The sequence below is a fragment of the Alloprevotella sp. genome (genome assembly GCF_057240785.1).
Genome location: NZ_DBHHRH010000001.1, coordinates 36523 through 59692, shown reverse-complemented (window position 1 = coordinate 59692; position 23170 = coordinate 36523). Strand labels below are relative to the sequence as shown.

The 23170-nt window shown below is 41.7% G+C and carries 23 protein-coding genes; 13 read left to right on the top strand and 10 right to left on the bottom strand.

Annotated features, from left to right (window positions below; translation table 11 throughout):
- Positions 1 to 305 precede the first annotated feature (305 nt).
- Positions 306 to 2018 (bottom strand): endonuclease, encoded by a 1713-nt coding sequence (locus ACO4R2_RS00290; RefSeq protein ID WP_484768733.1) that lies wholly within the window; start codon positions 2016 to 2018, stop codon positions 306 to 308.
- Positions 2019 to 2251: 233 nt separating this feature from the next.
- Between ACO4R2_RS00290 and ACO4R2_RS00285 the strand changes: the two genes are divergently transcribed.
- The 6 genes from ACO4R2_RS00285 to pyrF all read left to right on the top strand — a co-directional run bounded on the left by ACO4R2_RS00285 (position 2252) and on the right by pyrF (position 8860).
- The gene (locus tag ACO4R2_RS00285; protein WP_484768732.1) at positions 2252 to 3214 is read left to right on the top strand and encodes a TPM domain-containing protein; all 963 of its coding nucleotides are present in this window, start codon (positions 2252 to 2254) and stop codon (positions 3212 to 3214) included.
- Between the two features lie 93 nt (positions 3215 to 3307).
- Positions 3308 to 3910, top strand: coding sequence for a LemA family protein (locus ACO4R2_RS00280; RefSeq protein WP_484768731.1), 603 nt, complete (start codon positions 3308 to 3310; stop codon positions 3908 to 3910).
- 24 nt (positions 3911 to 3934) lie between these two features.
- On the top strand, positions 3935 to 5098 hold the full coding sequence (locus ACO4R2_RS00275; RefSeq protein ID WP_484768730.1) for an AIR synthase-related protein: 1164 nt from the start codon (positions 3935 to 3937) through the stop codon (positions 5096 to 5098).
- Between the two features lie 60 nt (positions 5099 to 5158).
- The gene (prfA, locus tag ACO4R2_RS00270) at positions 5159 to 6268 is read left to right on the top strand and encodes a peptide chain release factor 1 (protein ID WP_347719175.1); all 1110 of its coding nucleotides are present in this window, start codon (positions 5159 to 5161) and stop codon (positions 6266 to 6268) included.
- A gap of 29 nt (positions 6269 to 6297) precedes the next feature.
- On the top strand, positions 6298 to 8040 hold the full coding sequence (locus ACO4R2_RS00265) for a DUF4153 domain-containing protein (protein ID WP_347719174.1): 1743 nt from the start codon (positions 6298 to 6300) through the stop codon (positions 8038 to 8040).
- Positions 8033 to 8860 (top strand): orotidine-5'-phosphate decarboxylase, encoded by an 828-nt coding sequence (gene pyrF, locus ACO4R2_RS00260; RefSeq protein ID WP_484768729.1) that lies wholly within the window; start codon positions 8033 to 8035, stop codon positions 8858 to 8860. Before ACO4R2_RS00265 ends, pyrF begins: the two co-directional genes overlap by 8 nt.
- 199 nt (positions 8861 to 9059) lie before the next feature.
- Here pyrF and fmt read toward each other — a convergent pair whose 3' ends face one another.
- From fmt to ACO4R2_RS00225, 7 genes are all read right to left on the bottom strand, one after another.
- Entirely contained in the window at positions 9060 to 10025 is a 966-nt protein-coding gene (fmt, locus tag ACO4R2_RS00255; RefSeq protein WP_484768728.1) for a methionyl-tRNA formyltransferase, read from the bottom strand.
- 2 nt (positions 10026 to 10027) lie between these two features.
- A complete protein-coding gene (locus ACO4R2_RS00250) occupies positions 10028 to 11809 on the bottom strand; it encodes a chloride channel protein (protein WP_347719171.1) in 1782 nt (593 codons plus the stop codon).
- 20 nt (positions 11810 to 11829) lie between these two features.
- A complete protein-coding gene (locus ACO4R2_RS00245) occupies positions 11830 to 12471 on the bottom strand; it encodes an L-threonylcarbamoyladenylate synthase (RefSeq protein ID WP_484768727.1) in 642 nt (213 codons plus the stop codon).
- 371 nt (positions 12472 to 12842) lie between these two features.
- Complete coding sequence (locus ACO4R2_RS00240) at positions 12843 to 14411, bottom strand: peptide chain release factor 3 (protein WP_484768726.1); 1569 nt, start codon at positions 14409 to 14411, stop codon at positions 12843 to 12845.
- Positions 14412 to 14440: 29 nt separating this feature from the next.
- Positions 14441 to 15295, bottom strand: coding sequence for a dTDP-4-dehydrorhamnose reductase (rfbD, locus tag ACO4R2_RS00235; protein WP_484768725.1), 855 nt, complete (start codon positions 15293 to 15295; stop codon positions 14441 to 14443).
- 1 nt (position 15296) lies between these two features.
- Positions 15297 to 15839 (bottom strand): DUF4924 family protein, encoded by a 543-nt coding sequence (locus tag ACO4R2_RS00230; RefSeq protein WP_311491257.1) that lies wholly within the window; start codon positions 15837 to 15839, stop codon positions 15297 to 15299.
- A 10-nt stretch (positions 15840 to 15849) separates the two neighbouring features.
- Positions 15850 to 16521 (bottom strand): LysE family translocator, encoded by a 672-nt coding sequence (locus tag ACO4R2_RS00225; RefSeq protein WP_311491256.1) that lies wholly within the window; start codon positions 16519 to 16521, stop codon positions 15850 to 15852.
- A gap of 239 nt (positions 16522 to 16760) precedes the next feature.
- Here ACO4R2_RS00225 and ACO4R2_RS00220 point away from each other — a divergent pair, with 239 nt between their 5' ends.
- The 6 genes from ACO4R2_RS00220 (at position 16761) to ACO4R2_RS00195 (ending at position 20874) form a co-directional block, all read left to right on the top strand.
- Positions 16761 to 17729 (top strand): ROK family protein, encoded by a 969-nt coding sequence (locus ACO4R2_RS00220; protein WP_311491255.1) that lies wholly within the window; start codon positions 16761 to 16763, stop codon positions 17727 to 17729.
- A gap of 228 nt (positions 17730 to 17957) precedes the next feature.
- Positions 17958 to 18284 (top strand): 30S ribosomal protein S6, encoded by a 327-nt coding sequence (gene rpsF, locus ACO4R2_RS00215; protein ID WP_311491254.1) that lies wholly within the window; start codon positions 17958 to 17960, stop codon positions 18282 to 18284.
- A gap of 19 nt (positions 18285 to 18303) precedes the next feature.
- Positions 18304 to 18573: a 30S ribosomal protein S18 gene (gene rpsR / locus ACO4R2_RS00210; protein WP_009346786.1), complete on the top strand. Its 270-nt coding sequence runs from the start codon at positions 18304 to 18306 to the stop codon at positions 18571 to 18573.
- Between the two features lie 19 nt (positions 18574 to 18592).
- Positions 18593 to 19117, top strand: coding sequence for a 50S ribosomal protein L9 (gene rplI / locus ACO4R2_RS00205; RefSeq protein WP_315092269.1), 525 nt, complete (start codon positions 18593 to 18595; stop codon positions 19115 to 19117).
- A 123-nt stretch (positions 19118 to 19240) separates the two neighbouring features.
- Entirely contained in the window at positions 19241 to 19978 is a 738-nt protein-coding gene (gene truA, locus ACO4R2_RS00200) for a tRNA pseudouridine(38-40) synthase TruA (protein ID WP_484768724.1), read from the top strand.
- 5 nt (positions 19979 to 19983) lie between these two features.
- Entirely contained in the window at positions 19984 to 20874 is an 891-nt protein-coding gene (locus ACO4R2_RS00195) for an EamA family transporter (protein ID WP_484768723.1), read from the top strand.
- Positions 20875 to 20916: 42 nt separating this feature from the next.
- Here the strand turns inward: ACO4R2_RS00195 and ACO4R2_RS00190 are convergent, their stop codons facing one another.
- Positions 20917 to 22035: a Gfo/Idh/MocA family protein gene (locus ACO4R2_RS00190; RefSeq protein WP_484768722.1), complete on the bottom strand. Its 1119-nt coding sequence runs from the start codon at positions 22033 to 22035 to the stop codon at positions 20917 to 20919.
- A gap of 90 nt (positions 22036 to 22125) precedes the next feature.
- Positions 22126 to 22380: a type B 50S ribosomal protein L31 gene (locus ACO4R2_RS00185; RefSeq protein ID WP_009346781.1), complete on the bottom strand. Its 255-nt coding sequence runs from the start codon at positions 22378 to 22380 to the stop codon at positions 22126 to 22128.
- Here ACO4R2_RS00185 and ACO4R2_RS00180 point away from each other — a divergent pair.
- Positions 22363 to 23160: a DUF3256 family protein gene (locus tag ACO4R2_RS00180; RefSeq protein ID WP_311491249.1), complete on the top strand. Its 798-nt coding sequence runs from the start codon at positions 22363 to 22365 to the stop codon at positions 23158 to 23160. The genes ACO4R2_RS00185 and ACO4R2_RS00180 overlap by 18 nt on opposite strands.
- The last annotated feature ends 10 nt before the right edge of the window (positions 23161 to 23170 follow it).

Genomic DNA, 23170 nt, shown 5'->3' with positions numbered 1-23170 from the left:
GGTTTGAACCCTATTTTACTGGCTATTTATTGATGTATAAAGAGGGGAGTATGATACTTCTTTTCCTACTAAAAATATCCTTATTGTATGCTCAAATACAATAAGGATGTCAGCTGACAGCCTTATTGTGTCAGCTGACGCAATAAGGATATTTTTTACCATCACTTATGTTGTTGTATATCAGTGTTATATGGTTTTCTGATTGAGAGTGTTCCCCTTTTCTGTAGAATGAAAATCCCCACATCCAAAGCCTATGCGGCTGAAAGATGTGGGGGATTGTTTTTGAGAAAAATTTAGGACGCTGTTTATCGAACTATAATCTTGCGACCACCAATGATATAAATACCAGCGGGGAGATTAAAGTTGGTTTGTGTAGGATTCACGTTGCGGAGAATCAAACGGCCAGTCGTATCGTAGACATTTACGCTATTCGTGTTGAGGCTCATTGTATTGACACCTGTTGTGGGGCTTTCAACATAGAGTGTAATAGGATGTTGACCTTGTGTGTAGGTGGAGAAGCGAGAAGCCGAAGAATTGTAGCGAATTTCGCGACGATTATTAGCTACGTTGGCAATGCGTGTGTCGCCACCGGTCAGAGTAATGGTCCACTGAGCAGAAGTGGCCGTTGCACTTTGATTCGTGTTAATTTTATTCTTGTCCACTTCGAGTGAGAGATATACGTTGCCCACTTCGTCAAAGAGTGTCCAAGCATTGTTCTGGCCTCCCAATTTGAAAGCATAAGGCTTGCCCGAAGCATTTACTTCTGTCTGAATCGTACCATCAACAATGGAGATGTTTGTCTCTGTGCGATAGTCAGTAGAACTCTGTGCGCTCATAGCTCGGCTTTCGCCTTCACAAACAATGAGGTAGCGGCTGCCTGCTTTGAGTTGAGAAGCACTATTTACGCGTACCCAAAGATTCTCGCCAGTAGGTTGAGGAGCAATGCTTTCAATGGTCCAACTGCGCGTGATGATGTCACTCTTGTGTCCGTCTTTTGTGGTGTAAGCAGAAATCGTTGTCGCCTGACTGATAGTCAATGTAACTGTAGATGTAGCAGTTTGCTCGCTGCCTCCGTTAATGGTGTAGACGAGTGTAGAACCTGCTGTTGGAATAGAAATAGTCACAACAGTATTTGCCGCTATTTCACCACTGCCTAGGCTGAAGACAGGAGCTGCAGGAGCGTTTGCTTCAGAGGGCGTAGTTGATCCGTTATAGTTAGCAGGGTCAAAGTTTGTGCTCTTCTTTTCTCCCCATACATATTGCTCAAGTCCAGGGAAATCTACATAAGGATTACGATTGTGCTGGAACTTGTAAACAGCGTTGTTACGGTCTATTTCCTTTTTGCTCACAGGATCTTCCTTGGCCCATTTTAGAAGGACATCAAGTTCCCATTGAGCAATGCCAGGGTAAGTGCCTTTTCCAAAAACGCCGCCCCAAGAGCCGATACGATTTTCATAGCACGTTGCCATATAGAAATAGATGCGAGCAAAGTCGCCCTTGTATTCATCGTTGGGCTCAAACACTGTGCCTGAGTAGCCAGGGTTGGCGCAGCGGCCCACCTTTGAGAAACCTCCGTTTGAGGTGTAAGTAGGTGCAGAAACATTACCGAAGGGGAAATTCCCGCGGCGATTATTGACATATCCATCCGTTGGAACGACATGGAAAGCATCACTCTTCATGGGCGAAGCCTTCTGAAACCAACTTTGAGGTACGCTGTGCTCGCGGTTGTACATATCTCCCTCTTTACTATAACTTCCATTGTGATCGTCGATGGAATAATTGGTGGTGCCAGAATACATATCCCAGATCTTACCATCAGGGCGAATATCTGACTTTTGGTAGACGGTGAAGAGTCCACCATAGCCTACATCGGTGTGCGGCCCAATAGTTTTGAAGAGGGCGGTTTTGAGTTCTTGTCCCGACTTTCCAGAAGCTGCATTGTAGTAGCCGCTCGGAATTTGCGCCAAAAGCATTGTTGCCATACTTAATAGTAGGGCAAAAAGAAAAGTTCTTTTCATGTATGATGATGTTTGTAAGAAATTATAAATTAGTTATTCGAGTTTTCAAAAGTGAAACTGGTGAGTGGGGCGCAAAGGTAAGTAAAATAGTAGAGAAAGTAATATTTTTCTATGATTCTTGTATTATTGAATATCTCTTTTCGCCTATTATATCTCTTTGCTGGTCGGAAAAATTTGGTAGTATTTGCATTTTCCCGTATCTTAGCACTCGTAAAAAGAATAGATTCCATTTTATGGATTATCAAAAGCTACCGACAACGCAAGAGACATCTTATTTCTTGCGCTTTTATGCAACAATAAAAAGTAAGCTTCTCTTGCTTCTTTTGTTGATACCTTTTTTCTGTCGGGCTGAAGTATGGACGCCCGAAAACCTCCCGATGCCTTATTTGCAGAACGCTTCTCATCATGTGTGTAATCCTGATGGAGTGCTTTCGCTTGCTATAGAAGATTCTATCAATCAAAAATTAGTGGCTCTTGAGCAAACGCGTGGTGTACAAGCTATCGTTGTTGCTGTAGAGCGTGTTGAAAATGCCGATGCATATCAGTTTGGTATGGACTTGGCGAGTAAATATGGCATTGGTAGTAAAAAGCAAAACACAGGGCTTGTTATTGTTTTGGCAACAAAGGATAGGAAATTCTATATCCTCACTGGTGAGGGATTGGAAGGAACTCTACCCGATGCTATCTGCTCGCGTGTGGAGAATCGAATAATGAAACCTCTCTTGAAAAAAGGGGATTGGGACAATGCTATGCTGAAGAGTGTTGACGCTTTAGTTGGCTATATGAATGGCGATGAGAGCCTTGAAGCTGAAAAGTCAGAAGAGGAAAATCCTCTTATGGGAGCGTTTGTTGCCATCTTTATAGGAGTACTTCTGTTTGCTTTCATCGCGGCAGCCCAGCCTAAACGAAAATGTCCGAACTGCGGCAAAAGACAGATGCGTAAAGTTCAACAAACTTATGTGAAAGTCAATGGGAAATGGCGCATACGCACATTGTGGCGTTGCTCCGTTTGTGGACACACTGAATATACACACGAAGATCCCAATAATGGGAGTGGGAATCATCATCCTATTTCTGTTTTTCCTCCTTTCTTTGGTGGCGGTCTTGGCAGTGGTAGCGGAGGCGGTGGAGGTTTTTCTGGCGGTTCCTTTGGCGGTGGTTCCTTTGGCGGAGGAGGTGCTGGTGGATCTTTTTGATAGGATGGCTTCAAAGCTTTATCCTTCTGCAGAGGAGCTATATCTTCCTATGTTTTAAAAGAATTATTAACTCGATAAATAAATATTACAAAAATGAAAAGTATAAGCGTTTTGAGCATAATTGTCTTGCTCTCTTTCTTGGCTGTTATAGGCCTTTGTCTGCTTTGGGGAGTCATAGTGCGTAACGGATTGGTTCAAGAAGATGAAAATGTTTCTACGGCTTGGGCCAATGTGCAGACACAGTACCAACGTCGAGCTGACTTAATTCCTAATCTTGTAAACACCGTGAAAGGTTATGCCAAGCATGAGGAGCAAACTTTCAAAGAAGTGGTTGAAGCACGTGCAAAGGCAACTCAAATCACAGTTAATCCAGAGAACTTGACACCTGAGAAGCTCAAGGAGTATCAGGCTGCGCAAGGCGAACTGGGAAGTGCGCTCGGCAAACTCATTGCCGTTAGCGAGAACTATCCAGAACTCAAGGCTAACGAAAATTTTATGGAATTACAAGCACAATTGGAGGGAACAGAGAATCGTATCAATGAGAGCCGGAAACGTTATAATGAGTCCGTTCAATCCTACAATGTGAAGGTTCGTACATTCCCTTCTAACCTCATTGCTAATATTTGTGGATTCCAAACAAAGAATAAGTTTGAAGCAGATGCTGCTGCACAAAATGCACCGAAAGTAGAGTTCTAATTTTCCTAAGTTTTCATTTATTATATGAACAATCGTTATATGGCTCGTGGCGTCTCGGCTATGAAAGAAGACGTACATAATGCTATTAAGAATATCGACAAGGGACTTTTCCCTCAAGCCTTTTGTAAAATTATTCCAGATATTTTAGGAGGCGATCCAGACTACTGTAACATCATGCACGCTGATGGTGCTGGTACCAAATCGTCTTTGGCTTATCTGTATTGGAAAGAAACTGGCGATGTGAGCGTATGGAAAGGTATTGCGCAAGATGCTCTCATTATGAACACGGATGACTTGCTCTGTGTGGGCGCGGTAGACAATATACTTGTTTCCAGTACGATTGGTCGCAACAAGATGCTCATTCCTGGCGAGGTAATAAGTGCTATTATAAATGGTACTGACGAACTTCTCCAACAAATGCGTGATATGGGTGTAGGTATTTATGCTACCGGAGGTGAAACGGCTGATGTGGGCGACTTGGTTCGTACGATTATTGTGGACAGTACGGTAACGTGTCGAATGAAGCGTAGCGATGTTATCGACAATGCCAATATTCGTCCAGGCGACGTTATTGTAGGTTTGAGCAGTTGCGGGCAAGCCACTTACGAGAAAGAATATAATGGCGGGATGGGCTCTAACGGTTTGACTAGTGCCCGTCATGATGTTTTTGCTAAGTATCTGGCTGAGAAATATCCTGAGAGCTACGACCATGCTGTACCTGAAGAACTTGTCTATAGTGGGAATTTCCGTTTGGAGGATGAAGTGGATGGTGCACCCGTTAATGCTGGAAAACTCGTGCTGAGTCCTACGCGAACGTATGCCCCTGTAGTGAAGCGTTTGCTTGATGAACTCCGTCCGCGCATTCATGGTATGGTGCATTGTACGGGAGGTGCGCAAACAAAGGTGTTGCATTTCGTTGGCGAAAATTGTCGTGTTATCAAAGACAATATGTTCCCTGTTCCTCCTCTCTTCCGTGCTATTCAGCAGCAAAGTCAAACGGATTGGCAGGAAATGTATAAAGTGTTCAATATGGGACATCGCCTTGAAGTTTATCTTGCCCCTGAAGATGCTGATAAGGTTATTGAAATCTCCAAAAGTTTCAATATCGACGCTCAAATAGTTGGCCGTATCGAAGATGGCAAACGCAGTTTGACCATTCAGAGCGAATTCGGCACGTTTAATTATTGATTTTCGAACATCTCGGATAGTCTGCTTCGTTAGACTTCCGAGATTTTCTAATAACAGCTTATGTCAAATAATTCTATACTTGAGAAGCTCGATGGCCTGCGTGGCCGCTTCGACGAAGTCTCAACACTCATTACAGACCCTAATGTCATAGCCGACCAGCAACGTTATGTTCGCTTGACGAAGGAATATAAAGATTTGGAAGATCTGATGGATGCACGTGAGAAGTATGCGCATTTGTTGGCGAATCTGGAAGAAAGTAAGGATATCTTACTCAATGAGAGCGATCCAGAGATGAAAGAAATGGCTCGAGAGGAGGTGGCTACGTGCGAAGCACAGATCCCCGAGCTGGAAGAACAAATAAAGCTGATGCTTGTGCCAAAAGATCCAGAAGATGGTAAGAATGCCATTCTCGAAATCCGTGCTGGTACTGGCGGTGATGAGGCTGCGCTCTTTGCTGGTGACCTTTTTCGTATGTATTCTAAGTTTTGCGAGACAAAGGGATGGACCTTTGAAGTTAGTTCTGCCTCAGAAGGAGCTGTTGGTGGTTTCAAGGAAATTGTTATTTCAGTAACGGGCGCAGATGTCTACGGAGTGCTGAAATATGAAAGTGGTGTACATCGTGTTCAGCGTGTACCAGCCACAGAAACACAGGGACGTGTTCATACCTCTGCGGCTACGGTGGCCGTGTTGCCCGAAGCAGAGCCTTTCGATGTAGAAATTCACGAAGGTGAAATCAAATGGGACACGTTCCGTAGTTCAGGAGCTGGTGGTCAGAACGTGAACAAGGTGGAATCTGGTGTGCGCTTGCGCTACAATTGGAAGAATCCCAATACGGGTGAAGTGGAGGAGATTTTGATTGAGTGTACCGAAACGCGTGATCAGCCTAAGAATAAAGAGCGTGCGTTAGCTCGTTTGCGTACTTATATCTACGACCACGAGCATCAGAAGTATGTTGACGACATTGCCAATCGTCGTAAGTCGCTTGTTTCTACGGGTGACCGTTCAGCCAAGATTCGTACCTATAATTATCCTCAAGGGCGCATCACGGATCATCGTATCAACTACACCATATATAATCTTTCTGCTTTCATGGATGGAGATATTCAAGATTGCATTGATCATCTCATCGTGGCGGAGAATGCAGAGCGTTTGAAAGAAACAGAAATGTAAATTTATTATTAACCATTAAAAAAGCAGTTATGTTTAAGTTTATCAACAAATACTTGGATATGCTGTCGGCCGAATCTCTTCAGCGTTTGTGGCGTCGCTTCTGGTTGCCATTACTCGAGGTTTGTGTGTTGGCTGTATTACTCTTATGTGGAGTCCATATTGAAAATTTGGAAGCACAACGTTGGTGGCAGGTTGCTGTCTATTTTTTGAGTAGTGGAGCTGTATTGTCGCTCTCTTTACAATTGTGGGGTGAAGAAGTACGGCGGAAGTGGTTACGTTGGACAGTCTTTGGAGTTCTTCAAGCACTTTGGGTAGTTAATGCTATCTACCTCTATAATGTGTCTGATTTCAGCGTAGAACATTTTGTGAGTAATCTCTCACTAGTTACATCTTTTGGTTTGAGCGTTTTAGTATGTTCTTTCTTCCGTTCAAAGAATGATTTGCCATATTGGAACTTTTCGTTTTACACGCTTGCTACAGCTATTGTATCTATAATTATTGGTGGCATACTTCAGGGAGGAATGTCCTTGCTCTATTGGATGCTAGATGTACTATTCAATATAGATATCTCTTGGAAAGTATATGTTGATACCTCCTTTATTGCTGCTTTGCTATTGCCTGTGTTCCTTTTTCTCTTGCAACAGCCCTATGGAGAGAAAAAGCACAATTATACGCTGCACTCCGTTCAGATTCTAAATATTTTTGCACGCTTTCTGTTGGCTCCGCTCTTGCTGATCTACGCAATTGTGCTTTATGTTTATGCTGCTCGTATTCTTGCGATGTGGACTTTGCCCGTTGGCTGGGTTTCCGTTCCTGTTAGCATTTTGGTGATAGGTGTGATCTTACTTATCACATTGCTTTATCCAGCGCGGATGCAAGAAACTCCAAATAAGTTTGATAAGTTGTGTTGTCGATGGATGCCACTTCTTATCTTGCCTTTGCTTGTTTTAATGACAGTGGGAATAGCGAAGCGTCTAAACGATTACGGTATTACTTACATGCGCCTTTATCTCCTGCTTTTCAATCTTTGGTGTTATGGCATCTGTGTGTATCTCATCTTTACACGCTCGCTGAAAATCAAGGCTATTTTGCTATCTTTCAGCATTCTTTTTGTGCTTTCCTCTGTTGGACCTTGGAATTTTGTGAATGTTACACAGCGTGTACTGGCGAGTCAGGTGAGAGAAATCATCGAGAATAGCGTGAAGAAACCAAAATTACCGATGGATGATGAAGCCTTAGATACTTATGTGAAAACGCTTCCTTATGAGCAGCATAGTATGTTGGTGGAAAAACTGAGCTATCTTCATTATAATATTGGTTCTTCGGCAGTAAAAGAGTTTATCACGAAGGATGTTAATTTGTGGGATAAAGAAGTTGCCGATACATCAAGCGTTAATTATGATTTTCAGGTGGAGGGCGATGTTTTCACTATTCCTGCGGGAGTAGAACGTATAGCTGCATTTGATGTGTATAGTAGTGATGTTGCTGATTCCGTTCGCACCACTGATATAATGGTCGTTTCTCAAACTATAGAAGAAGCTGGAAAAGAGCATGAATACTTTGTGCCCTTCCATCTTTCAGATATTAAGAAATGGTCCAAGTTACAAACTCCTATCAAACCTCTTATCGTTCCAACTCGGCATAAGAATGTAAATCTTTTGGTTACTAATATCTCTTTCTATTCTGAATCGAAGAAATTAGACACTAAAGATAAGAGCCTTTCTGTGCATGGCTATTTACTCTTCTATAAACATAAAGATAAAAATGAATAAGCAACAACTCATTCACCAAATACGCGAGCGACGTAGTTTCCTTTGCGTAGGTCTGGATACAGACCTTAAAAAAATGCCCGCGTGTGTCTTGAAAGGTGACAACCCTATTTTTACTTTCAACAAAACTATAATTGATGCTACTGCTCCATACTGCGTGGCATACAAGCCAAACTTAGCTTTTTATGAATGCTTTGGCTTGGAAGGTTGGAAGGCTTTAGAAGATACGATCAAGTATATCAAGGCAGAATATCCCAACCATCTTGTCATTGCCGATGCTAAGCGTGGGGACATTGGTAACACGAGTGCGATGTATGCTCGTGGGATGTTTGAAGAGATGAATGTTGATGCCCTGACTGTCGCTCCTTATATGGGAGAAGACAGTGTTACACCATTTTTGCAATATCCCGACAAATGGGTCATACTTTTAGCGCTGACGAGCAATAAAGGTAGTCACGATTTCCAATTAACGGAGGATTGTCATGGCGAACGTTTGTTTGAAAAAGTGCTCCGCGTCAGCCAGCAATGGGCAGATGCTGACCGTATGATGTATGTTGTTGGTGCTACCCAAGGTCGTCTCTTTGAAGACATTCGGCGTGTTGCGCCAAATAATTTCCTGCTTGTTCCAGGTGTAGGAGCTCAAGGTGGAAGTCTTGAAGAAGTATGCCAATACGGTATGACTTCCGAGTGTGGCCTCCTTGTCAATTCCTCTCGCGGTATCATCTATGCAAGTTCAGAAGAGGACTATGCCGAAGTAGCTGCCCAAAAAGCTCAGGAACTCCAGCAACAAATGGATGCTCTCTTAACAGCAAAAGGATTGTAAAATATCACACAGTAACACACTGTTGTGTTTTTCTTAATAATAGCCCTCGAACGATAGGAAATGCTTTCGAGGGCTATAAATATCAACCAACAACGTTAATATACTTGCTTCGTAGATAATAAAAGCTACAATCTGTGGAGTGATTGTAGCCTTCATCTATTCTTTGTAGAATATTCCTTTGCTTTGTCAAACTAAGATTCTATTTTACAAAAACGTCTTCTGCATGGAAACCACGGAGAAAATCTTCAGCATGCATGCGTTTCTTACCAGCAAGTTGGATTTCTAACAGGTTTAAGTAGCCATCTTCGAGGGCAACTTTCATATATTTCTTTCCGTCCAAAACAACTGTACCAATAGGATCTGTGGGAGAGCAAAATTCTTTTTCGGTCTTGAATATTTTCAGCATCTGCTCTTTTCCATTAGCTACAAGAGTAGTCCAAGCTGCAGGGTAGGGGGAGAGGCCGCGAATGAAATCATAGCTCCGTTTAACACCGCACGTCCAATCAATTTTACAGGTTTCTTTGAAAATTTTTGGAGCTGGGCGTAAAGGCTTTTCAGAGGCGAACTGCTCTTGAGGAATGGGACGCACATTATCGGCTATGATATTGTCGACTGTTTCTAATACGAGATTGCCACCCAGTACCATGAGTTTGTCGTGTACATCCTCTACATTATCTGTGTCGAGAATGGGAACTTTCACTTGCTGGATGATATTCCCCGTATCAATTTCCTGCTGAAGGAAGAAGGTAGTGATGCCTGTTTCAGTGTCGCCGTTGATAACAGCCCAGTTTATAGGGGCTGCTCCGCGATATTGTGGAAGGAGTGACGCATGGAGGTTGAACGTTCCTAAGCGTGGCATAGCCCATACTATTTCAGGTAGCATTCTGAATGCTACTACAATTTGCAAGTCGGCTTTTAGTGAACGAAGCTCTTCAATAAAGTTGGGATCTTTCAGTTTCACAGGTTGGAGCAACCTTAATCCGTGCTCCACGGCATATTTCTTAACCGCCGATTGCGAGAGTTGATCCTGATGACGCCCCATAGGCTTGTCGGGCATAGTGATCACTCCCACAACATTATAGCCACCTTCCACAAGGCGACGTAGACTCTCCACAGCAAAATCGGGAGTACCCATATATACGATTCTTAAATCTTCTTTTGTCATTATTATTCTTGTGAGAAATCTTTGATGAGTTGTCGGTAAGAGCTATAAACATGAGTTTTTGATACGAAACCAGCAAACGTGTGATTAGCTCGAAGAACGGGAAGAACTTCTGCCTCATTACCTTGAAATTTGTCCATGACGGTTTGCATCGTATCGTCCACATTTAGAACGGCAGCAGGTTGTTGCATGAGCTGTTCTGCAGTGTAGAGCCGATAGAGCTCGCTACGGAAAATAAATTTACGGATTTTGCGCAAGTTGATGATTCCCAATAGTGTACCTTTTCGGTCTGTTACAGCAAAATCTTCTCCTCCTGTGGTTGAGATGGTTTGTACTATTTGCCCCAATCGGGTGTCGGGAGAGAACGTGGGGCGTTCTTTCTCTATAACAGATTCTAGAGACATCAATGTTAAGATACTTTGGTCTATATGATGCGTGAGCAAATCGCCTCGACGAGCAAGACGAATGGCGTATATACTATGCCTCTCAAAAATATTGATAGTGATGAAGGATACAGCACTTACAATAAGTAGTGGAACAAACATATCATATCCCCCTGTCAGCTCTGCAATGAGGAATACGCCTAACAATGGTGCATGGAACACTCCACTCATCAAACCTGCCATACCTAAAAGTGCATAGTTTTGGAATGGTAGATATATGTCAAATGGATGAAACTCGTTCCAACCGCAGGAGAATACAAAGCCCATTAAGCACCCCAAGAAGAGACTAGGGGCAAAAGTACCACCACAACCACCGCCACCATTTGTAGCCGTGGTAGCAAACACTTTTACGATGATAGTGAGTGATAGATAAAGTAATAATAGCTCTGGATGTCCATAAAAGAGAGAGTTGTTCATCAGTCTATCCAAGTCTGTTAGACTCTTGGCATTGATGATATGACTAATTGTTTCATAGCCTTCACCATAAAGCAAAGGAAAGAAATAAATGAGGATAGCTAGGGTTATACCTCCAAGTGCTACCTTATAGTATAGATTATTGATGCGTCCAAACACTTGTTCAAAGGAACTCATAGCTCTAGTGAAGTAGAGTGATAGTAAGCCGCAAACGATGCCGAGCAATATAGAGGTAGGAATACGCTCTACCACAAAGGGAGCATTGAGGTGGAAATTGAACATTGCTTCCGTACCTGTTAGAAAATAGGTGACGCAAGTTGCAGTTAAGGCAGAGATAAGAAGCGGAACGATGGAAGACATCGTCATATCCAACATCAAAACTTCCAATGTGAAAACTACACCCGCAATCGGAGCCTTAAAGATTCCAGCAATGGCAGCCGATGCACCACACCCCACCAGTATCATTAACGTACGATGGTCCAATTTGAATGTATTTCCCAAGGTGGAGCCTATTGCTGCGCCCGTCAGCACGACAGGTGACTCAGCTCCAACAGAGCCACCAAAGCCAATTGTTATACTTGAAGCAATGACACTCGACCAACAGTTGTGCTGCCTAATGTGTCCGCGCTGCCGACTGATGGCATAAAGAATCTTCGTGATACCGTGCCCAATGTTGTCTTTGACGACATACTTAATAAAGAGTGCCGTTAGCAGGATGCCAATAATCGGATAGACAAGATAGAGCCACTGCGCTCGAGTAGTGTCGAATTGATAGGTGAGTAGAAATTCTATTTCACTGATAAGCCACTTGAGGAACTGTGCAGCCAGAGCTGCGCCTATGCCAGCAAGGAATGCTAGCAAGAGCAGAAATTGGCGTGCACTGAGGTGCTTCTCTCTCCAGATGTTAAAGCTTTTGAGGATAATTTCCATAAATGGCAACTCAAATGAGGTTATCTGCGAATGACTTTCACCAGACCGCCTGCTCCTAATTTGATAATACTTGAGGCTGGCGGATTACTTTTCTCGCTACGGCGGCTGGTGCATACGTAATCAACTGCGTCTAAAATTTCATCAGAAATGTCACGAAATTTATGGGGAGAGGGTTCTCCGCTGATATTAGCAGAGGTGGAAACAATTGCTCGCTTCATGCGAAAACATAGCTGCTTACTAAAAGGCTCTTTTGTAATGCGAATGCCTACGCTACCGTCTTCGGCTAACAAATTAGCTGCAAGATTGCGCGCTCCATCGTAAATAATCGTTGTGGGTTTTGTGCTGAATTCTATAACGTCCCAAGCCACATTGGGCACCTCACGAACGTAGAACTGTACTTTTGCTTCGGAGTCGACAAGAGTAATGAGTGCTTTAGAATCAACTCTGTGTTTGATTTCATAGATCTTTTTGACAGCTTCCTCATTAGTGGCATCGCAACCCAATCCCCAAATGGTATCAGTGGGATAGAGAATAATACCGCCACGGTTCATTACTTCAACGGCTTGCCGAATATCTTCCTGCCATTCGCGAGGAAGCGGTCTGGGACGCTCAAGAAGAGCTCTCTCTTCTGATGTCGTTTTCTGAAATTTCTTGTTACTCATAGAAGTCAAAAGTGGTTGCGCGAAATTACATTAAAAAAGCAATATGACAAAGTGGGATAATTATTTATTGCCCGTAATCAAGTAGCTTCTACTGCATTGAACGTATGCGAGATCACATATAACGAAATAGAAGTATTTCTTTCTAAATGGATAAGAATTTTCTTTCCTCTTATATCTTTCGTTTGGGGGATGGGATGAAACGAACTTCTTATTTTTCAGAGGGCATTTTATGTTTTTCCTTTGAATAAATATTTGATTGATATGTAGATTGCCATAGCTATACTGAATATGAATAATCCCGCTATTATAAATATGAAACACGGGCGCAGTCAAAAGAAGCGTCCGTGTTTTGTTTGTGAGTATAATAAGTTTTAGAACTCACTTGTAAAGTGAAACTTAATGTGTTCGAAATCTTGTTGTGCCATAGTGAGCATATAGCCAGAATCAGCGAGGAATACATCGCGTCCCTCACGATCTTTTGCCATATATTGATATTTGCGTTGTTTGAACTTTTCAAGTTCTGCTTCATCATCGCTTTCTATCCAGCACGCTTTGTAGAGTGAAATCGGTTCCCATCTGCATTTTGCATTATATTCGTTTTCCAATCTATACTGAATAACCTCGAATTGAAGTTGTCCTACTGTGCCGATGATTTTTCGTCCATTAAACTGGTTTACAAATAGCTGTGCAACACCTTCGTCCATCAATTGCTCGATACCTTTGTTAAGTTGCTTTGTTTTCATCGGGTCAGCATTTTCTATGTATTTGAACATTTCTGGAGAGAAGCTGGGGAGGCCACGGAAATGAAGATTTTCTCCTTCTGTCAGTGTGTCGCCAATTTTGAAAATCCCATTGTCGGGCAAACCAATGATGTCACCTGGCCATGCCTCATCAATGGTGCTTTTGCGCTGCGCCATGAATTGAGTAGGGGAGGAGAAACGTACCATTTTGCCTTGTCGCACATGGAGATAGGGCATATTTCGTGTGAACTTGCCACTACAAATTTTGCAAAAAGCAATACAAGAGCGATGGTTAGGGTCGATATTTGCTGTAATCTTGAAGATAAAACCTGTGAACTTAGGTTCATCTGGCATTACTTGTCGCTCTTCAGCCTGAGTAGGGCGAGGGCTAGGAGCAATCTCTACAAAGCAATCGAGCAATTCTTTCACGCCAAAATTGTTGAGAGCAGAACCAAAAAAAACAGGTGCAACCTCAGCATTAAGGTAGTTTGTGCGATTGAATTCATCATAAACACCATCTACCATTTCGAGATCTTCACGTAACTTTTCTGCATCAGCTTGTCCAACGTGCTTTTCAAGTTCATCAGAGTGAATATCAACTTCTACCTTTTCTGTGATGTGCTGTTTGTCGGGAGTGAAAAGATTGAGTTTCTGTTCATAGATATTATAGACGCCCTTGAATCGCTGTCCTTGATTGATTGGCCAAGAAAGTGGGCGAACTTTTATTTGCAGCTCTTGTTCAAGTTCATCAAGAAGATCAAAAGGGTCACGACCTTCACGGTCCATCTTGTTTATATAAATGATTACTGGCGTCTTGCGCATACGGCAAACCGTCATCAGTTTACGTGTCTGATTTTCTACACCTTTTGCACTGTCAACGACAATGATTGCACTATCGACAGCTGTCAGTGTGCGGAACGTGTCCTCGGCAAAGTCTTGATGACCTGGAGTGTCGAGGATGTTAACTTTGTAGCCCTCATAATCGAACTCCATCACAGAAGTGGTTACAGAGATACCACGTTGTTTCTCTATTTCCATCCAATCCGATGTAGCAGACTTTTTAATCTTATTGTTCTTGACAGCGCCAGCTACTTGAATTTGGCCACCGAAAAGTAGAAGCTTTTCAGTTAGTGTCGTTTTACCCGCATCTGGATGGGAAATAATGGCGAATGTTCGCCTGCGTTCAATTTCCTGATTCATTATTATAATATGGTGCGTTGTGTGTTCTGTTATTTTTTCAGTTTATCGATACATATCTTGAGAGAATCTTCCCACCAAGGAATTTCTATATCAAAGGTGTCTTTAATTTTAGTTTTATCTAAAACGGAATAATGTGGACGTTTTGCAGGTGTAGGATATTCTTCTGTGTGGAGAGGCTTAATGTGGCAATCTTTTATGCCAGCCAACCGATGTATAGTTTTTGTAAAGTCGTACCAGGAACAAACTCCTTCGTTCGAAAAGTGATAGATGCCAGGGATAGGACTCTTTTCTATGATATCTAAAATAACTTTTGCTAAATCTGCAGCATAAGTTGGAGTACCGATTTGATCGAAAATGACTCCTAATTCTTCTTCTTCCTTGCCTAGGCGTATCATTGTTTTCACAAAGTTATTGCCGAAAATGGAGTAAAGCCATGCCGTACGAATGATGATAGCACTAGGACAAGCTGTTATGACAGCTTTTTCTCCTTTTAGTTTTGTGCATCCATAAACGCTATTAGGACAAGTTGGGAAATCTTCTTTGTAAGGGATATGGTTCGTTCCATCAAAAACATAATCTGTAGAGATATGAATGAGCGAACCTCCTACTTTCTGAATAGCTTCTGCTAGATAACCTGGAGCCTTATGGTTTAGTAGATCACAAAGTTCTTCTTGACTTTCTGCTTTGTCAACCGCTGTAAAAGCTGCACAGTTAATAATAATGTTGATTTTCTTTATCTGAATAAAGGCCTGAATCTCTTTAGGCTTTGTAATATCGAGTTCCTCAACATCGGTAAAAAAGAAATGCCAGTCTTTGTGAAGTGGTGCTTGAAGCCGAATTTCAGAACCTAACTGCCCATTGCTCCCTGTAACTAATATGTTCATATTAGAAATCTATTGCTTCTTTTTGATTTTTTAGAAAATAGTCGGATAGTTGTCCCAGCAGTGTCGAAATATCCGTTACTGCTTTTTGAGTCTCGGCGGAAATCTCTTTGTGCTGAAGTCGTAGTAACATCGTACAATAAAGAATGTCGAAACAAGTTTCTATTTCGTTTTTTTCTTTCTTCTCTCCTTTAGCCCTAATTTCTATCACATAAGGCAGAACGCGATAATACATACTCTTATAGTAAGGAAACTTTTCAGACTTCAATAGTTGAGCATTGATTTCTATAAGTCCCTCTAGTGTGTTGCAATTGATTTGGAGATGTCCTTTTTCTCTTTTCCCCTCACTGATCATCATCTCGCAAAGATTTCTGTACCATTCTTCCACTTCTTTTTCTTGTTCAGGCGTGAGAGTAAAGCGATTCAAGTATTCACTCTTGATACGATCAATGTTACATTGGTAGGCACGAAGGATATCTTCCACTTGCCACATATAGAGAAGATATTCCGCGCGGTTTGAAGAACGGAGCTTGTTGGCAATAATCATAATAGAAAATTTAATAGAGTGACAGGTGGAAAATTGTCATACAAGCGTAGCTGACAGCTACAATAACAACAACCCATCCAATTGTTTGGTTGAGCCTAATTATACCACGTACTCCAAAACTCTTCTTGGCTTTTGTGAGAACATAAGTGAGTCCATACCACCACATCATAGCTCCTACCATGATACTTATGTAGCCTACACACATCATCAGAGGTTGATCTGGGATGACAAATGTTAGCATATTGTAGAGTGCTATGAATAAAAAGATAATGAGAGGATTTGAGATAGTAAGAAAAAAGGCCGTAAGGAAATTATGAAAAAGCGTCCCTTTCCCTTTACTATTTTGTGGTGGACGAACAATTTTCTTTGGGTCAGATTGGAGTGTCCAGATACCAAAGAGTAAAAGCATTATTGAACCAACGAGCTTTAGCCAGAAAAGATTGCGCTGATCGTCAATGAAATCCATCATAAACGACATGCCAAACCCCGTCATAAGTGCATAGAAGATATCACTAATGGCTGCACCAGCCCCTGTCGCCATTCCATAATGCTTTCCTTTGCGCATAGTTCGCTGAATACAAAGGATACCTACAGGACCCATAGGAGCAGAGGCAAAGATGCCAATAAGAAGCCCCTTCACCATTAATTGAAAAATACCTATGAAATCTGCAAAAATATCCATTGCAGGTGCAAAGTTACTTCAATATAATCAGACCGCAAAATTAAATGATTGTATCTTAAAGTCTGATTCGTATTTGGTGTGTGATTAGAAACGTGAGTAGGAAGTGTAAAGCATATGATTTTTTTATTAAAGGATAAAAAAAAGAAGAAAAATTTTGCGAGTTATTTTAAAATTGTACTTTTGCAAAGTAAATATTACATAACCAACTTATTTAAACGAATAAAAATACTACGATAATTATGGCAGAGGATTTTGAGAAACCATACGTGATCGGTCTTGATATGGGCGGAACAAATTCTGTTTTTGGCGTTGTTGATCAACGAGGTACAATAAAAGCTCAAACGGTAATTAGTTCAAAGGCTTATCCCGATGTAAATGATTACGTTAAAGCTGCAGTTGAAGCTTTGCAACCCGCATTAGATTTGATTGGCGGTATTGAGTTTGTAAAAGGTATGGGAATTGGTGCCCCCAATGCGAATTTTTATACAGGAAATATTGAAAATGCTCCTAATTTGGCCTGGAGAGGTACTGTACCTATTGCTTCTCTTTTTGAGGAGGCATTAGGTGTTCCTGTACGCGTAACAAACGACGCAAACGCAGCAGCACTGGGCGAAATGACATATGGTATAGCTCGTGGTATGAAGAACTTCATTATGATAACCCTTGGCACAGGAGTCGGTTCTGGCATTGTCGTCGATGGAAATGTCGTTTATGGTTCTGATGGATTTGCGGGTGAATTAGGTCATGCAATTGTTGATCGTTCCATAGAAGCTCGTGTCTGTGGTTGTGGCCGTAAAGGCTGTTTGGAAACTTATTGTTCTGCTACAGGTGTAGCACGTACTGCACGTTTGATGCTAGAAAGCACTGACGAACCAAGTATGTTGAGGGATTTAAAGCCTGAGGATATTACGAGTTTCGATGTATTTAAAGCAGCAGAAGCTGGCGAGAAAGTAGCAAAAGATATCTTTGATTTTACTGGCCGTATTTTAGGTCAAGCTTGTGCAAACTTTGCTTTGTTTAATGCTCCTGAGGCCTTTATATTCTTTGGCGGATTAATAAAAGCAGGTCACTGGCTCATGGATCCAATAGCTAAAGCTTATGAGGAGAATAGCTTGATGACATATCGCGGTAAGGCCCATCTGCTTGTTAGTTCCTTGAATGGATCTGAAGCCGCAGTTTTGGGTGCTTCTGCTCTTGGGTGGGAATAATCTTCTACTCTAAATCTGACTCTTTTAGAGTTTTTATATATAATGAGAATCTCATACAGGCAGACTTTCATTGGTCTGTTCATGTGTGAGATTCTTTGTTTTAACTTGAATGATATTTGAAATCTGGAGAACTGGATGAATAACGAAAGAATATTTTGTAATGTCGAAAGAATATTGTAATTTTGCAGCGCTTTTTAGCATAAATCAATTAATTAAATTATTAAACGTATGACAAATCAGTACGAGACCGTCTTCATCTTGACTCCCGTGTTGTCTGAACAACAGATGACGGAGACGGTAGAAAAGTTCAAGGCTTTGCTCACCGAAAAGGGGGCAGAACTCCTGAACGAAGAGAACTGGGGTATGAAGAAAATGGCTTATCCCATTCAAAAGAAATCCACTGGTTTCTATACTCTCCTCGAGTTCAAAGCAGAACCTGAGGTGATAGAGAGACTGGAAGTTGCTTATCGTCGTGACGAGCGTGTGCTCCGTTATCTCACGGTGAAACTTGACAAGTATGCAGCTCAGTACGCAGAAAAGCGTCGTAACAAGTAAATTAAAGGAGGACTAAAGAATGGCACAAGCACAAAGTGAAATCCGTTATTTGAACGCCCCGTCAATCGACGTTAAGAAAAAGAAGTATTGCCGTTTCAAAAAGAGCGGTATTAAGTACATTGACTACAAGGATCCTGAGTTCCTCAAGAAGTTCTTGAACGAACAAGGTAAGATTCTGCCTCGCCGCATTACTGGAACTTCTCTGAAGTATCAGCGTCGTGTTGCTCAGGCAGTTAAGAGAGCACGCCATTTGGCTCTGCTCCCCTTCGTAACAGATTTGATGAAATAATTTAAGGAGGAACAAGACTATGCAAGTAATTCTTAAAGAAAATATTATCGGCCTTGGTTACAAGGACGAGGTTGTAACTGTCAAAGATGGTTATGGTCGCAATTATCTTATTCCTACAGGTAAGGCTATCATCGCAAGCAAATCTGCTTTGAAGGTACTTGAGGAAGAACTCAAGCAACGCGCTAAGAAGATTGCAAAGATTAAGGCTGACGCTGAGGCTCAGGCTGCACAATTGAATAGTATTAAACCTATTTCTATTGAAATGAAGGTTAGTGCTAATGGTTCAACTTATGGTTCTGTAAATGCTACTACCATAGCAGAGGAACTTGGTAAGCAAGGTCTTGAGATCGACCGTAAAATCATCGTCATGAAGGATGCAAAAACGGTAGGTCCTCACACGGCTGTTGTTAAGCTCCACAAAGATGTAGAAGTAGAAGTTCATTTTACAGTAGTTGCTGAAGGCTCTGAAGCTGTGTCTGTAGTTGAAGAAACTGCACCTGCAGCTGAAACTGTTGAGGCTACAGAAGCTCCTGCAGAAGCTTAATCTCACCCCAAAACAAATTTTCCCAATACAATAGCCGTACCTTCTGGTGCGGCTTTCTTTTTTAAACCTATCGGTAGAGAACTATTGTATGTAAATTAATACGTGTTCTCCAGTGATTCTCAAATGAGATATTTTATTCAGTTTTCATATGATGGGCGTAATTATCATGGTTGGCAAGTACAGCCTAATGCCCATTCCGTGCAGGCAGAAATTAATCATGCTTTGTCTACCATATTGCGACAAGAAATTATAACGACAGGAGCAGGGCGTACTGATGCTGGTGTGTCTGCTAAAATGATGTGGGCACATTTTGATTATACTTGTGAGATAGATGGTGTACAGTTGTCTTACAAACTCAATCGTTTTCTACCAGAAGATATTGCGATCCAGCGTATTGTTCTTGTTGCTGATGATGCTCATGCTCGTTTTGATGCAACAGCACGTACTTATCATTATTTTATTTATCAAGATAAAAATCCTTTTTATAGAGATTTTGCCACTCGATTTAATGGTCCGATTGATTTTGATTTAATGAATAAAGCAGCATCTCTGCTTCTCAATGTTATTGATTTTACTAGTTTCAGTAAAGTACATACGGATACCAAAACAAATAATTGTCGAGTTCAAATAGCAGAATGGAAACAAGTGGATGAAGATCTTTGGCGGTTTGAAATTACTGCCGATCGTTTCTTGCGTAATATGGTTCGTGCCATTGTGGGAACACTTATTGAAGTGGGGCGTGGGCGTATGACACTGTCCCAATTTGAGGAAGTCATAGCTCGTAAAGATCGTTGTGCAGCTGCTGATTCCGTACCTGGAAATGCACTCTTTCTTGTTGATATTCAATATCCCTATCTCTGATTGTAATGTTTTGGATTCTATTTGCGTTTCTTTCTGCTGCATTATTAGGCTTTTATGATGTTTTCAAGAAACTCTCTTTACGTGACAATGCTGTTATTCCTGTATTAGTGATAAATACAGTAGTGTGCAACTGTCTATTCTTTCCCTTTATCATAGGCTCAGCTGTGGGGTGGATCGTTCCTACAGAATCTTACTTCGTTCCGCAACTAGGAAGTAGTGCCCATTTTTATGTAATCCTAAAGGCCTTTATTGTGCTTAGTAGTTGGATTTGTGGGTATTTGCCTCTTACCATCGTGGGGCCCATAAATGCGACGCGGCCCATTATGACATTAATTGGCGCTTTATTGGTATTTGGAGAAAATCTTAACTTGTGGCAATGGGGTGGTGTTCTACTTGCAATTTTATCCTGTTTCCTTCTTAGTAGGAGTGGAAAGAAAGAAGGAATCAATTTTAGCCATAATCGTTGGATTCTTCTTCTTGCTTTGGCGGCGATTTTAGGGGCTGTCAGTGGACTATATGACAAATATTTAATGGTCACTATACATCTTGACAAACTCTTTGTGCAGGGGTGGTATAATTTTTATCAGATGCTTCTTATGGGGGGAGTAATGGTTTTCCTTTGGTTGCCTCTACGAAAGCGTACAACACCTTTTCATTGGCGTTGGTCAATTGTTTGTATCTCTCTTTTTCTTACTGCTGCTGATCTGGCCTACTTTTATGCTCTTAGTTTGCCTGGTGCTATGATTTCTGTCGTTTCAATGGTTCGCCGTAGTAGTGTATTGGTGAGCTTTCTTTTTGGTGCTTTTGTTTTTCATGAAAAGAATTTGAGGGCCAAATGTTTCGACTTACTGCTTGTTCTCTTAGGGATGATATTCCTATATATAGGAACGCACTGATAGTTGTAAGATAGTTAAGTATCTTCTATTTCAATCTTTTTATTAAAAGAATTTGTGTGGAGAAAATTCTTTCCAGCGGCCGCGTGTGAAATCCGGGATTTCTATGGGACGACTACCTTCTTGTGCTGAGATTTGTGAAAGTTCTGCAATACATGACCATTCGGCAGCATCATACACGTCAATGTCTAGTGGAAGTCTATGTCGTAAACAGTGGATGAGGCGGCTGTCCATCGCATAATTCATTTCGTTTGGGACACCTAATTTCTGTCCTTGAAGCCAACGCAAGGAAGCATCACTTATTTCATAATTTTTTGCTTCCTCTAAAGCTTTGTCACCTACGAGCACTTTGGTTTCCTCAAATTGAAGTGTGGGAACAGGATACTTTTGAGAAAAACCTTTTGTACCACAGATTGTTTGTAAGCGATTGTAGGGGCGATATGTGCATACATCGAGTTGTAAGATTATACTTTTCCCTTTTACTGTCTTTAGGAGTGTGGTATTTATTTGTCCAGGCTGTGAGGTCATGGAAACAAGATAATCTAGGCGATCTCCACGATGCAGATTCAATAGCCAACCGATAGGACCTAGGCCGTGGGTAGGGTAAGGGTTGCCACCATGTTTTGCATAGGTTTGCTTCATCCAGTCGTGTTCTGCAATGTTTAGAGAGTGGATATAAGCTCCTTCACAGTGGGTTAGTTCTCCAAACAGACCTCTCCGTTTCATCTCGAGGGTGGCTAAAGCAAAGCGGTCGTAACAGCAGTTTTCTGTCATGAAACAATGCCGCCCTGTATGCTCAGCAGTATCCACGAGTTGCCAACATTCTTCTACAGTAGTGGCCGCAGGAACTTCTACTGCCACATCCTTGCCTTGTTGCATAGCATATACCGCCATCTGCGTATGTGAGCTCCAATCCGTACAAATATAAATGAGATTGATGTCTTTTGCTTCACACATCTTCTTCCAGGCGTGTTTTCCGAAGTATTCTTTTGCAGCTTCTCGTCCTTGCTCTTTGAGCAGATTGTTGGCCATAGTGAGTCGCTCCTCGTGGATATCTGCCACTGCGCAAACTTGAGCATGGCGTATGAAGGCATAGCGTTCAAGAGTTTTCATCCCACGCTGTCCCACTCCGATGAGCCCGATACGAATAGATTCTAAAATCATGTTTTTGTGAAGCAAATAGAGAAAAAGAAAGAGCGTATCGAAATGCGACACGCTCCTTGTTATTTGTTTGTGCTAAGTAGTAACCGCGAATTACTTCTTAGATGCACGGCCGTAGCGGCTCATGAACTTATCAACACGTCCTGCAGTGTCGACGAGCTTGCTCTTACCAGTATAGAAAGGATGTGAGCTACTGGAGATTTCCAACTTAACTACGGGATAAGTCTCGCCTTCGAACTCAATAGTGTCGTTCGTCTTTGCAGTAGAGCGAGAGAGAAACATATCGCCGTTACTCATGTCCTTGAAGACAACTGGACGATAGTTCTCGGGATGAATACCTTTTTTCATTTTGCTATAGCTATTTTATTATTTTCAAATGTTGGTAACACTTGTGTAATGGTCGAATCGAGCGCAAAATTACAACTTTCTCTTGTATTGGCAAATCTTGCTAAAGAAAATTTGTATCTTCGCCCCGAAATGAGACAACTTATTATATTCTTCTTCCTGATTTTTGCCGGTGAACTGCAAGCGCAGTCCATTGATAGTATTTTCGTTTCTGTCCCAAAAAAGTATTTGCCTTTGCTCGAAGAAGCCGAGCGGCTCAATCTTTTGGATTTATATAATTATAAGATGAAGGCTGAGACTGAAAATTCTTTTGGAGGGCGCACACTAATGGTGGAAAAGGATAGCGATTATGTTGGAGTACAACTCACAGAGGTAAGTTCTTGGGAACTAAAACGTTTGTATAATCTTGTTCCTGATGCAGAGGGTAATGGTTGGGAGCAAGATCCCTTTTATGCTGTTACTCACACGATAACAGCAGGTGCCAAGTCTAGTCGTATTTATTTTTTCGACACGCAGTGGCACCAGATATATCCGCCTTTTCCCCTAGTTCGTCTTGACAACTTTTGGGTGGATAATAAGGAACTTTCAATAGTACGTCTTGATGAACTGAAAAGAATTCTGCAAACTCCAAGTGTATATTTACATTGGGATGCTAAAATGAGTGTGCTTACTTATGCTGTTTCACTTGAAGCTCTTCCGCTCGATGACGCAAAAGATGCTGCAACCTGTTTGCATCCGATTCGATATGAATGGACAGGACAAAGTTTCGTTGAAATACCATAAGCGTTTTGGT

Excerpts from the sequence above, each read along its gene's own strand:
- ACO4R2_RS00245 (WP_484768727.1), bottom strand. The coding sequence starts at position 12,471 with ATGAGTAACAAGAAATTTCAGAAAACGACATCAGAAGAGAGAGCTCTT.
- ACO4R2_RS00220 (WP_311491255.1), top strand. The coding sequence starts at position 16,761 with ATGGCAGAGGATTTTGAGAAACCATACGTGATCGGTCTTGATATGGGC.
- ACO4R2_RS00195 (WP_484768723.1), top strand. The coding sequence starts at position 19,984 with ATGTTTTGGATTCTATTTGCGTTTCTTTCTGCTGCATTATTAGGCTTT.
- truA (WP_484768724.1), top strand. The coding sequence starts at position 19,241 with ATGAGATATTTTATTCAGTTTTCATATGATGGGCGTAATTATCATGGT.
- ACO4R2_RS00225 (WP_311491256.1), bottom strand. The coding sequence starts at position 16,521 with ATGGATATTTTTGCAGATTTCATAGGTATTTTTCAATTAATGGTGAAG.
- ACO4R2_RS00230 (WP_311491257.1), bottom strand. The coding sequence starts at position 15,839 with ATGATTATTGCCAACAAGCTCCGTTCTTCAAACCGCGCGGAATATCTT.
- ACO4R2_RS00185 (WP_009346781.1), bottom strand. The coding sequence starts at position 22,380 with ATGAAAAAAGGTATTCATCCCGAGAACTATCGTCCAGTTGTCTTCAAG.
- ACO4R2_RS00265 (WP_347719174.1), top strand. The coding sequence starts at position 6,298 with ATGTTTAAGTTTATCAACAAATACTTGGATATGCTGTCGGCCGAATCT.
- ACO4R2_RS00250 (WP_347719171.1), bottom strand. The coding sequence starts at position 11,809 with ATGGAAATTATCCTCAAAAGCTTTAACATCTGGAGAGAGAAGCACCTC.
- pyrF (WP_484768729.1), top strand. The coding sequence starts at position 8,033 with ATGAATAAGCAACAACTCATTCACCAAATACGCGAGCGACGTAGTTTC.
- rplI (WP_315092269.1), top strand. The coding sequence starts at position 18,593 with ATGCAAGTAATTCTTAAAGAAAATATTATCGGCCTTGGTTACAAGGAC.
- rpsF (WP_311491254.1), top strand. The coding sequence starts at position 17,958 with ATGACAAATCAGTACGAGACCGTCTTCATCTTGACTCCCGTGTTGTCT.
- prfA (WP_347719175.1), top strand. The coding sequence starts at position 5,159 with ATGTCAAATAATTCTATACTTGAGAAGCTCGATGGCCTGCGTGGCCGC.
- fmt (WP_484768728.1), bottom strand. The coding sequence starts at position 10,025 with ATGACAAAAGAAGATTTAAGAATCGTATATATGGGTACTCCCGATTTT.
- ACO4R2_RS00190 (WP_484768722.1), bottom strand. The coding sequence starts at position 22,035 with ATGATTTTAGAATCTATTCGTATCGGGCTCATCGGAGTGGGACAGCGT.
- ACO4R2_RS00240 (WP_484768726.1), bottom strand. The coding sequence starts at position 14,411 with ATGAATCAGGAAATTGAACGCAGGCGAACATTCGCCATTATTTCCCAT.
- rpsR (WP_009346786.1), top strand. The coding sequence starts at position 18,304 with ATGGCACAAGCACAAAGTGAAATCCGTTATTTGAACGCCCCGTCAATC.
- ACO4R2_RS00180 (WP_311491249.1), top strand. The coding sequence starts at position 22,363 with ATGAATACCTTTTTTCATTTTGCTATAGCTATTTTATTATTTTCAAAT.
- ACO4R2_RS00275 (WP_484768730.1), top strand. The coding sequence starts at position 3,935 with ATGAACAATCGTTATATGGCTCGTGGCGTCTCGGCTATGAAAGAAGAC.
- ACO4R2_RS00290 (WP_484768733.1), bottom strand. The coding sequence starts at position 2,018 with ATGAAAAGAACTTTTCTTTTTGCCCTACTATTAAGTATGGCAACAATG.
- ACO4R2_RS00280 (WP_484768731.1), top strand. The coding sequence starts at position 3,308 with ATGAAAAGTATAAGCGTTTTGAGCATAATTGTCTTGCTCTCTTTCTTG.
- rfbD (WP_484768725.1), bottom strand. The coding sequence starts at position 15,295 with ATGAACATATTAGTTACAGGGAGCAATGGGCAGTTAGGTTCTGAAATT.
- ACO4R2_RS00285 (WP_484768732.1), top strand. The coding sequence starts at position 2,252 with ATGGATTATCAAAAGCTACCGACAACGCAAGAGACATCTTATTTCTTG.